Raw genomic sequence first — 9,208 nt, 5'->3', positions numbered from 1 at the left:
CGCTGCCTCCAGTAAGGGGGACGCCATTGTCACTTTCAACGTACTCGTACCCGTTTCACCCGGCCCGGCGGTGAAAGACCCCTTCAGACGATCATCATGAACGGCGGGCCGCGCCGGGCCCGCCTGGCTAACCTCCGAAGGAACGACCCGTGGAAACGAGTGCCCCCGATGCCCGCTGACCGTCCCGAAGCCGCCCCGCGCCAGGGCCGCGCGCTCCGCCGCCTGCTGGCGACATTCGCGGTCCTCGCCGTCGTGGTGCTCGCCGCCGCGGCGTTCGCGGTGACCTACGAGCCGCTGCGCGAGCTCGCGCTCGCGGGCCGCGTCGGCCGCCGCTGGGCGCCCGCCTATCCGGTGATGGCGGACGCGCTGCTCGTCATCACCGTGCTCGGCCTGATCGTGGCCCGGCACGGCCGCTGGTGGTCGCGGGCGGTCCGCTGGGCGCTGCTCGTGCTGCTGCTCGCGGGCGGCGCGGCGCTCGGCGTGCAGCACGCCGTCTGGGGCTACGGGTCGCTGGACGCCGAGCGGGTGCGGGGCGGTGTCGCGGTGGCGCCGCACGTCGCGCTCGTCCTGGCGGTCTGGCTCTGGCTGACGATGATCAAGCGGCTCCGCGCCCCGCGCCGGGACGCCCCCGCCCCCGCCCCCGCCCCCGCCCCCGCGCCGGAGCCGGAGCCGGAGGGACCAGCGGAGCCGGCGGACGAGGCCGACCCCGCGCCGCCCGCGCTGCTGCCGACGGACGTCGAGCTCGTCCGGAACGGCGCCGCGCCCCCGGCCGGGAAGGCCTCCACCACGCGCCCCGACCTCGTCATGCCCGTCCTGCCGGACACCGACGAGGAGCCCGACCCGCCGGTCGAGGACCGCGCCGAGGACGCGGACGCCGGCGCGGGCGGGCGGCCCGTCTGGCACGCCCCCGAGGTGGACACCACCGCCGACGACGACGGGCGGCCGCTCTGGGACCGCGACCCGCCGTCCGGGCAGCTCCGCAGCAGCCCCGTCCCGCCCGCCGACGGCCGCTGACCGCCGCTCGGGGAGGATGGGCGCCATGAGCACACGTGCCTGGGCCGAGACCGGCGACGACGGCGGCTTCGGCCTCGCGAACCTGCCCTACGGGATCTTCACCCGGTCCGGCGGGCCGCCGCGCGCCGGGGTGCGGATCGGGGACCGCGTCCTCGACCTCGCCGGGCTCGCCGCCGCCGGGCTCGTCGAGGACCGGGGCTGGTTCGCGGCCGGCTCCCTCAACGCCTTCATGGCCGCCGGGCGGGCCGCCTGGGCGGCCAACCGGGCGCGGCTCACCGAGCTGCTGGGCGGCGAGGCGCACCGCGCGGACGTCGAGCCGCACCTCGTCCCGCTCGGCGCGGTGGAGCTCGCCCGGCCCTTCGAGGTCGCCGACTACGTCGACTTCTACTCCTCCGAGCACCACGCGGCGAACGTCGGCCGCATGTTCCGCCCGCAGGGCGAGCCGCTGCTGCCGAACTGGAAGCGGCTGCCGGTCGGCTACCACGGGCGGGCCGGGACGGTGTACCCGTCGGGGACGCCGGTCGTGCGGCCCTGCGGGCAGCGCCGCGTGCCCGGCCAGGACGAGCCGGGGTTCGGGCCGTCGCTGCGGCTCGACATCGAGGCCGAGGTGGGGTTCGTGGCGGGCGTCCCGTCGGCGCCGGGGCGGCCGGTGGCGGTGGACGCGTTCCGCGACCACGTGTTCGGGTTCGTGCTGGTCAACGACTGGAGCGCGCGCGACGTCCAGCAGTGGGAGGCGCAGCCGCTCGGGCCGTTCCTGTCCAAGTCGTTCGCGACGTCGGTGTCGCCGTGGGTGGTGCCGGTCGCCGCGCTGGAGGCGGCCCGCGTCGCGCCGCCCGCGCAGGACCCCGCGCCGCTGCCCTACCTGCGCACCGCCGAGCCGTGGGGGCTGGACCTGCGGCTGGAGGTCCTGATCAACGGCGGGCGGGTGGCGGAGCCGCCGTTCCGGGAGATGTACTGGACGTCGCCGCAGCAGCTCGCGCACGCCACCGTCAACGGCGCGCCGCTCCGCACCGGCGACCTGTTCGCGTCCGGCACCGTGTCCGGGCCCGGGCGCGGGCAGCGCGGCTGCCTGCTGGAGCTGACGTGGAACGGCGCCGAGCCCGTCACGCTCGCCGACGGGTCCGCGCGCGCGTTCCTGGAGGACGGCGACACCGTCACGATCCGCGGCACCGCGCCCGGACCGGACGGCGCGGTCATCGGGCTCGGCGAGGTGACCGGCACCGTCCTTCCCGCGACCTGCTGAGGGCGGCCGTCAGCGCGGGGGCGCGGCGCCGCGCGGGTACCCGGCCGCCGCGTCGCGGTCGCGCAGCTCCGCCATCTCGGCGCGGGCCAGAGCGGCGGTGACGATGCCCTCCCCCGTCGCCGCCTGCACCAGCCGCGTCCCGTCGGGGTGCCAGGCGCCGCTGCCGCCGCACGACACCCAGCCGGCGCCGCCGCCCGCGTGGTTGGCGACGACGGCGTACATGCGGTGGTCCATGGCGCGGGCCGCGAAGTGCAGGTCCAGGCGCCGCGTCTCGGCCTGCGTGTACAGCGCCGATCCGGCGTAGACCTCGGCGCCGCGCGCCGCCGCGCCCGCCGCGTGGGCGGGCACCCCGGCGTCGTAGCAGACGGCGAGACCGACCTTCCAGCCCGCCACGTCCAGGACGCGGCCCTCCCCGGCGGGCTCGAACGCGTCCCGCTCGGGGCCGTGCAGGTGGCACTTGCCGTGCGGGTGCGTGCCGCCGTCGGGGAGCAGCACGAGCGAGGCGATCCAGGCGGCGCCGCCGGGGCGGCGCAGGGCCGCGCCGAGGACGGTCGTCACGCCCGCGTCCCGGGCGGCCGCGCGGACGCCGTCGAGGCGCGGATCGTCCTCGGTGACGTAGGCGGCGGGGTCGTCCACGAAGGTCAGGTCGTAGCCGGTGAGGAACAGCTCGGGGAGGACCAGCAGCTCCGCCCCGGCGTCCGCGGCGCGGCGGACCAGCCCGGCCGCGGCGGCCGCGTTGGCCCGCACATCGTGCGGGACGGACGCGGTCTGCGCGAGCGCCACGTTCAAGATCTCGTAGGTCACGCCGCATCGTAGGCACCGGCCGGACCGGCCCGCCAGGGCGTGTTCGGTGGGTCTTGTTCGTCGTGAGCGGTGTCCAGGTGGTCCCCGGCAAGGCGGAGGAGGGAGGCGGCCCGGTGCCGGCCGTCGACCGACGACAACGCCGCCGGGGGCCGCCTGGGCGCCGCGCAGCAGAACGTAGATCCGCAGAACACGCCCTAGCCCTCCCGGGCGGGGCGGACGACCTCCTCGACCAGCCACGCGACGGCGCCCGGCGGGTAGGGCGGGCGCAGGCTGAGGACGATGTGCGTCATGCCGGCGGCGATCAGCTCGGCGACGGCGGCGCGGGTGCCGGCCGCGTCGGCGGTGTCCACGATGTACTGCACCGAGCGGGCGATCTCCGCCGGGTCGCGGCCGATGTCGGCGCAGTGCGCGTCGAGGACGCGCGCCCGCCCGGCGATCCACGCGACGTCGTTGTGCGGCGGGCCGGGGACGTTCCAGGCGTCGGCGTGCTCGGCGACGAGCCGGAGCACGCGCGTCCCCCAGCCGCCGAGGAGCAGCGGCGGGCCGCCCGGCCGGACGGGCTTCGGCTCGTTGCGGTTGCCGGTGAGGGTGTAGTGGCGGCCGGCGAAGTCGAGCACCTCCTCGGTCCACATGCCCTTGAGGATCGCGATCGTCTCGGCGAGCCGCTCGACGCCCTCGCCGGGCGGGACGAGGTCCAGGCCGTAGGCGGCGTACTCGGCGACGGCGGGGTTCGGGCCGGGGATCCCGCCCGTGCCGGGCGGCTGCCGGGTGCCGCCGACGCCGAGGCCCATGACGAGGCGGCCGCCGGAGATCACGTCCACCGTCGTCGCGATCTTGCCGAGGACGGCCGGCTCGCGGATCCGGTTGCTGGTCACCAGCAGGCCGAGGCCGAGCCGCTCGGTGCGGGCGGCGAGGGCGGCGAGCAGCGTCCAGCCCTCCAGGACGGGCGCCGCCGGGTCGGGGCCGAGGGCCGTCAGGTGGTCCCAGAGCCAGGCGTCGGCGAGCTCGGGCCGCTCGTCGGCCTCCTGCCAGACGCGCAGGATCTCCTGGTAGCCGGCGCGCATCGGGGTCGTCTTGACGCCGAAGGTCACGTGCTGGTCGGGCATGGTCGCCTCCCGGGGGAACGGACGAATTCCGTCAGCGTAGCAAATCATCAGCTTCACTGACGATCTGGTCCCGTTACGCTGGCGGCATGACCGAGCCCGGCCCCGCACCCGTCCCGGACGCGCCGGACGCGCGCCTCGGCTACCTGTTCAAGCACGCCCACGCGCGCCTCACCGCCCTGTCGGCGGCGGCCCTGGAACCGTTCGGGATCACCGGCCGCGACCTCGCGGTGCTCGCCGTCCTCGGCGCGCCGGACGAGCTCTCGCAGGCCGAGGCCGCCGCGCGCCTCGGCGTCGACCGCACCACGATGGTCGCCCTCATCGACGGGCTGGAGGGGCGCGGGCTGGTCGAGCGGCGGCGCAGCGCGCGCGACCGCCGCCGCAACACCGTCCTGCCCACCCCGGAGGGCCGCGACCTGCTGGCACGGGCCGAGGACGCGCGCCGCGCCATGGAGGCCCGCTTCCTGGCCCCGCTGCCGCCCGGGGACGCCGAGCGCCTGATCGCGTCGCTGCGCGTCCTCGCCGCCGGGTCCTAGGCATGCCGGAGGGGCCGGACGCGTGTCCGGCCCCTCCGGGAGGGTTCAGCTCTTGGGAACGACGAGGGCGTTGGCGATGGCGGCGATCCCCTCGCCGCGGCCGGTCAGCCCGAGACCGTCGGTGGTGGTGCCCGAGACGCTGACGGGGGCGCCGCCGAGGGCCTCGGAGAGCACCTTCTGCGCCTCGTCGCGGCGCCGGCCGATCCGCGGCCGGTTGCCGATCACCTGGACGGCGACGTTGCCGACGGCGTAGCCGGCCGCGTCGACCAGGCGGGCGACCTCGCCGAGCAGCGCGGCGCCGGAGGCGCCCGACCAGCGCGGGTCGGACGTGCCGAACACGGCGCCGAGGTCGCCGAGGCCGCAGGCGCCGAGCAGCGCGTCGCAGACGGCGTGCGCGGCGACGTCGGCGTCGGAGTGGCCGTCCAGGCCGGGGCCCTCGCCGGGCCACTCCAGCCCGGCCACCCACAGCGGGCGGTCGGTGGAAGCGAAAGGGTGGACGTCGGTACCGACGCCCACCCGTGGCAGCTGCTCGCGCACGCTAGCCGGCCAGGACCTCGTCCAGCAGGGCCTCGGCCTTGTCCTCGTTGGTCTTCTCCGCAAGGGCGAGCTCGCTGACCAGGATCTGGCGCGCCTTGGCGAGCATGCGCTTCTCGCCGGCCGACAGACCGCGCTCCTTGTCGCGGCGCCACAGGTCGCGAACGACCTCGGCGACCTTGTTGACGTCGCCGGAGGCGAGCTTCTCAAGGTTGGCCTTGTAGCGGCGCGACCAGTTGGTCGGCTCCTCGGTGTAGGGTGCGCGCAGCACCTCGAACACCTTCTCCAGGCCCTCCTGGCCGACGACGTCGCGCACGCCGACGTCCTCGACGTTCTCGACCGGAACCTGGACGGTCAGGTCGCCCTTGTCGACCTTCAGGACCAGGTAGGTCCTTTCCTCACCCTTGATGGTGCGAGTCTCGATGGCCTCGATCCGAGCAGCCCCATGGTGGGGGTAGACGACGGTGTCGCCGACCTGGAAAGTCATGTGACAAGTACCCCTTCCGCTGAACCCAGGATAGCACGCGCCGGACGGTGACCGCACCGGCGTTAGGGACATATCCGCAGGTCAACCCCCTAATTGGGGTCTTGACAAAGGTAATGGAAGGTGCATCGGAGACGGGTGGAACCCCTGGAGCGCCCGTGACGGGGGCCTCCGGCGCCTCCGGCGGCGGGTTCCCGGCGCCTCCTGCCGCGGGCGCGGAAGCGGCCCATACTGGGAGGTGAGCGCGCCGGTTCGGATGGGTACAGAACGGCTTATAGAACACCAATAGCACAAAGCGGGCTTGGCGGTCGCTCAGCGTTCACTCGGGGCTGTTCACGGGACTGTGAGGTGTGCGGCGTGAGGCCAGGCGGCGACCACGAGCCCGACGACTACGGGCTCCCCCGCGTCGACGTCGTGGTGCCCGACGACGCCCGCGAGCTGGAGCGCGACGTCCACGCCTACCACCGCGAGCGGCGCGCCCACCGCCGCCGGGCCCGGCTGCTCCGCCTGCTCGGGCCGCTCGCCCGGTTCGGGCTGACGGTCCCCCTCATCGCCGGCGCCGTCGTGGTGGCGCTCGTCTCCGGCGCGCTGATGACCTTCCTCGGGCCGCGCCCGGCTCCCGGCCGGCAGACCGGGCTGCTCGGCCCCGCCCCGTCCGCGAGCCCCGGCCGCGTCGGCGGCGAGCTGCCCGACACCAGGATCACGCTGGTCGAGGGGCGGCCCGTCGACGTGCCGCTGCGCGACCAGCGGCCCGCGGTGTTCGGCATCGCGGCGGCCTCCTGCGGATGCCGGGACGCGGTGGCCCGCCTGTCGGCGACCGCCCAGGTCTACGACATCGACTTCTTCCTCGTCGCCGACACGCGCGGCCGCACGGTGCGGGCGCGGCAGGTGCTGAAGGAGCTCACCGCGCTCGCCAGCACCTCCCACGACGGCAGCCCCCGGCTCGCCACCGACGGCACGGGCCTGCTCTCCGCCGCGTACGCGCCCGCGCGGCCCGGCCCGGGGCTTACCATCGCCCTCGTGCGGACGGACGGGATCGTCACCGCCGTCCGCCGGAACGCCGCGCCGTCGCCGGAGCTCACCACGCTGATCCACGACCTCGGCTGAGGCGGCGCGCTGATCCACCCCCCGGGGCGGGGGCGGGCACCGGGCTCGCTACGCTGCCCCTGGCGTTTCCCGCGCCCACGGACAAGCCGAACCCACGAAGACCCGCAAGGAGATCGCCGCCGTGATCCGTAACAGCCGCCGAGTGGCCGCACTCGCCTTCGCCGGTGCCCTCGCCATCGCGCCGGTGATCTCCGGTTGCGGCGCCGGCTCCGAGCCCCAGACGGCCGCGCCGACGCAGCTCACCGACGCCGTCAACGTCTCGGTCCCCAAGGACCACCCGAAGATCGACGTGCGGAACCTGTTCCTGCTCGGCCCGCAGCCCGGCCAGAAGCTCGCCGCCGGCGCCTCGGTGCCGCTCTACGCCACGATCATCAACCAGGTGAAGGGGCAGGCCGACAAGCTCGTCGCGGTCCGCGCCGCCGGCTTCGCCGACGTCAAGATCTCCGGCGGCGGGCTGGCGCTGCCGGCCGCCCAGCCCGACGGCACCGGCACGGCGACGCGGCTGCTCGGCAGCGCCTCGCCGGAGCCGTCCGCCTCCCCGTCCAAGAAGGACAAGAAGGACAAGGCGGGCGCGTCGGCGTCCCCGTCCGCGTCCCCCGAGATCACCGGCGCGGGCGCGACGCCGTCCGGCGAGCCCGCCCCGCACGGCTCGGCGACCGCCGCGAGCTCCAACACCCCGAGCCCGAACACGGCCGGCGGCGGCAACGCCGCGACGCCGCAGCCGTCGGGCGGGCAGCAGTCCCCGCTCGTCGTGCTGACCGGCCTCGACCGCGAGCTGATCGGCGGCGAGACGGTCCAGGTCACGCTCCAGTTCGCGAGCGCCGGCTCGACCACCGTGTCCGTCCCGGTCATCCCGCAGCAGGGCGAGTACGCGACCTACCCGCCCGCCCCGGGCGCGTCGGCGTCCCCCGCCGCGTCCCCGTCGGAGAGCGGCACGGCCACCCCGTCGGCCGGCGAGAGCGGCACCGCGTCGCCCGAGCCGACCGCGAGCCGCGACGGCGCCTCCCCGTCGACCACCCCGACCACCGGGGGCTGACCGAAACGGAGGGGCCCGGAGCGCGGCGCGCGCTCCGGGCCCCTTCGCGCGTCCGGCGGTCCGCTACCAGCGGCCGCGCGCGAGCTGCGTCTCCGTCCTGTCGAGGGACACCGGCGTGCAGGGCACGCCGAGCTCCTCGATCAGCCGGTCGATGTCCGCGCTCTCGTAGTGCACGGCGAGGACCACCTTGCGGAGCAGCTCGCGGTGCTCGCCGTACAGGTACAGAGTGCCGGAAGGCGTCAGCATGGACTCGGACGCGACCACGCGCCACACCTCCGCGATGCGCGCCCGGGGCACGCGCCGCTGGACGAACGCTCCCCGCACGCGGAGCTCGTCCGGCGTCAGCACGATCCTGCAACGCTGGAACCCCAGTCCCGTGTAGAGGCACGCCGGCGCCACGGCCATCGCCGCGACCGCCTCGAAGCGGTCCGGATGGCCGAAGAGCAGCAGCACCCCCGGAAACGCGATGTGGAAGACCGCGCCCACCACCCCGCCGACCAGCCACCCCAGCCGCTTCCTCCTGCGAACCCGCAGAACGAGATCGCCCTTCTGCAGACGCATCCGGCCTCGCCTCTCTCCCGCACCCGCCCTGCAAGATCAGATGCACGCGAGCGCGCCGCCGTTCCGGTGACTTCGGGAACGGCGGCGCGGCGCGCGGGCGGGGTGCGGCCTACGGCTCGAACTTGTAGCCGAGGCCGCGGACGGTGACGATGTAGCGGGGCGTGGACGGGGTGTCCTCGATCTTGGCGCGGAGGCGCTTGATGTGGACGTCCAGGGTCTTGGTGTCGCCGACGTAGTCGGCGCCCCAGACGCGGTCGATGAGCTGCATGCGGGTGAGGACGCGGCCCGCGTTGCGGAGCAGCACCTCCAGCAGCTCGAACTCCTTCAGCGGCAGCTGGACGGCCGTGCCGCCGACGCTCACCACGTGCCGCTCGACGTCCATGCGGACCGGGCCCGCCTCCAGCGTGGCGGGGGCCAGCTCCTCGGTCTCGCCCTGGCGGCGCAGCACCGCGCGCATGCGGGCGATGAGCTCGCGGGTGGAGAACGGCTTGGTGACGTAGTCGTCGGCGCCGAGCTCCAGCCCGACCACCTTGTCGACCTCGCTGTCCTTGGCGGTCAGCATGATGACCGGGACGTTGGAGCGCGCGCGCAGCTCGCGGCACACCTCGGTGCCGGGCAGGCCGGGCAGCATCAGGTCGAGCAGCACGAGGTCGGCACCGTTGCGCTCGAAGATGTCCAGCGCGTCGGGGCCGGTGGCGGCGATCGCCACCTCGAACCCCTCCTTGCGCAGGTTGTAGGACAGTGCGTCGCTGAAGGACTCCTCGTCTTCCACGACGAGCACGCGGG

The 9,208-nt window shown here is 75.5% G+C and carries 11 protein-coding genes; 5 read left to right on the top strand and 6 right to left on the bottom strand.

Translation table 11 applies throughout. The features are described 5' to 3' along the window. Nucleotides 1-168: 168 nt before the first annotated feature. Nucleotides 169-1,014 carry a DUF2637 domain-containing protein gene (locus K1Y72_RS23665; RefSeq protein ID WP_220168618.1) on the top strand — a complete coding sequence of 282 codons (846 nt, stop codon included), beginning with the start codon at nt 169-171 and terminating at the stop codon, nt 1,012-1,014. Nucleotides 1,015-1,039: 25 nt separating this feature from the next. Beyond that, nucleotides 1,040-2,257, top strand: coding sequence for a fumarylacetoacetase (gene fahA / locus K1Y72_RS23660; protein ID WP_220168617.1), 1,218 nt, complete (start codon nt 1,040-1,042; stop codon nt 2,255-2,257). Between the two features lie 9 nt (nt 2,258-2,266). Here fahA and K1Y72_RS23655 read toward each other — a convergent pair whose 3' ends face one another. Continuing rightward, the gene (locus K1Y72_RS23655; RefSeq protein WP_220168616.1) at nt 2,267-3,061 is read right to left on the bottom strand and encodes a carbon-nitrogen hydrolase family protein; all 795 of its coding nucleotides are present in this window, start codon (nt 3,059-3,061) and stop codon (nt 2,267-2,269) included. Nucleotides 3,062-3,255: 194 nt separating this feature from the next. Continuing rightward, on the bottom strand, nt 3,256-4,167 hold the full coding sequence (locus K1Y72_RS23650) for an LLM class flavin-dependent oxidoreductase (RefSeq protein WP_220168615.1): 912 nt from the start codon (nt 4,165-4,167) through the stop codon (nt 3,256-3,258). An 86-nt stretch (nt 4,168-4,253) separates the two neighbouring features. Here K1Y72_RS23650 and K1Y72_RS23645 point away from each other — a divergent pair, with 86 nt between their 5' ends. Next, nucleotides 4,254-4,700: a MarR family winged helix-turn-helix transcriptional regulator gene (locus K1Y72_RS23645; protein ID WP_220168614.1), complete on the top strand. Its 447-nt coding sequence runs from the start codon at nt 4,254-4,256 to the stop codon at nt 4,698-4,700. 45 nt (nt 4,701-4,745) lie between these two features. Here the strand turns inward: K1Y72_RS23645 and ispF are convergent, their stop codons facing one another. Then, on the bottom strand, nt 4,746-5,216 hold the full coding sequence (gene ispF, locus K1Y72_RS23640; protein ID WP_220168613.1) for a 2-C-methyl-D-erythritol 2,4-cyclodiphosphate synthase: 471 nt from the start codon (nt 5,214-5,216) through the stop codon (nt 4,746-4,748). A 22-nt stretch (nt 5,217-5,238) separates the two neighbouring features. Next, nucleotides 5,239-5,721 carry a CarD family transcriptional regulator gene (locus K1Y72_RS23635; RefSeq protein WP_220168612.1) on the bottom strand — a complete coding sequence of 161 codons (483 nt, stop codon included), beginning with the start codon at nt 5,719-5,721 and terminating at the stop codon, nt 5,239-5,241. A gap of 354 nt (nt 5,722-6,075) precedes the next feature. On the opposite strand from K1Y72_RS23635, the gene K1Y72_RS23630 reads away from it, so the two are divergent. Together K1Y72_RS23630 and K1Y72_RS23625 are read left to right on the top strand one after the other, a co-directional pair. Continuing rightward, nucleotides 6,076-6,825 carry a hypothetical protein gene (locus K1Y72_RS23630; protein ID WP_220168611.1) on the top strand — a complete coding sequence of 250 codons (750 nt, stop codon included), beginning with the start codon at nt 6,076-6,078 and terminating at the stop codon, nt 6,823-6,825. A gap of 142 nt (nt 6,826-6,967) precedes the next feature. Continuing rightward, nucleotides 6,968-7,861: a copper chaperone PCu(A)C gene (locus K1Y72_RS23625; protein ID WP_220168610.1), complete on the top strand. Its 894-nt coding sequence runs from the start codon at nt 6,968-6,970 to the stop codon at nt 7,859-7,861. A 63-nt stretch (nt 7,862-7,924) separates the two neighbouring features. Here the strand turns inward: K1Y72_RS23625 and K1Y72_RS23620 are convergent, their stop codons facing one another. After that, nucleotides 7,925-8,314 (bottom strand): hypothetical protein, encoded by a 390-nt coding sequence (locus K1Y72_RS23620; protein WP_220168609.1) that lies wholly within the window; start codon nt 8,312-8,314, stop codon nt 7,925-7,927. A 217-nt stretch (nt 8,315-8,531) separates the two neighbouring features. Beyond that, complete coding sequence (locus tag K1Y72_RS23615) at nt 8,532-9,203, bottom strand: winged helix-turn-helix domain-containing protein (protein ID WP_504739490.1); 672 nt, start codon at nt 9,201-9,203, stop codon at nt 8,532-8,534. Nucleotides 9,204-9,208 lie beyond the last annotated feature (5 nt).

The sequence above is a fragment of the Actinomadura parmotrematis genome, assembly GCF_019458805.1.
Classification (GTDB): Bacteria; Actinomycetota; Actinomycetes; order Streptosporangiales; family Streptosporangiaceae; genus Spirillospora; species Spirillospora parmotrematis.
Note: the sequence above shows the minus strand (reverse complement) of the source record. Positions and strands in the feature narration are given on the sequence as shown.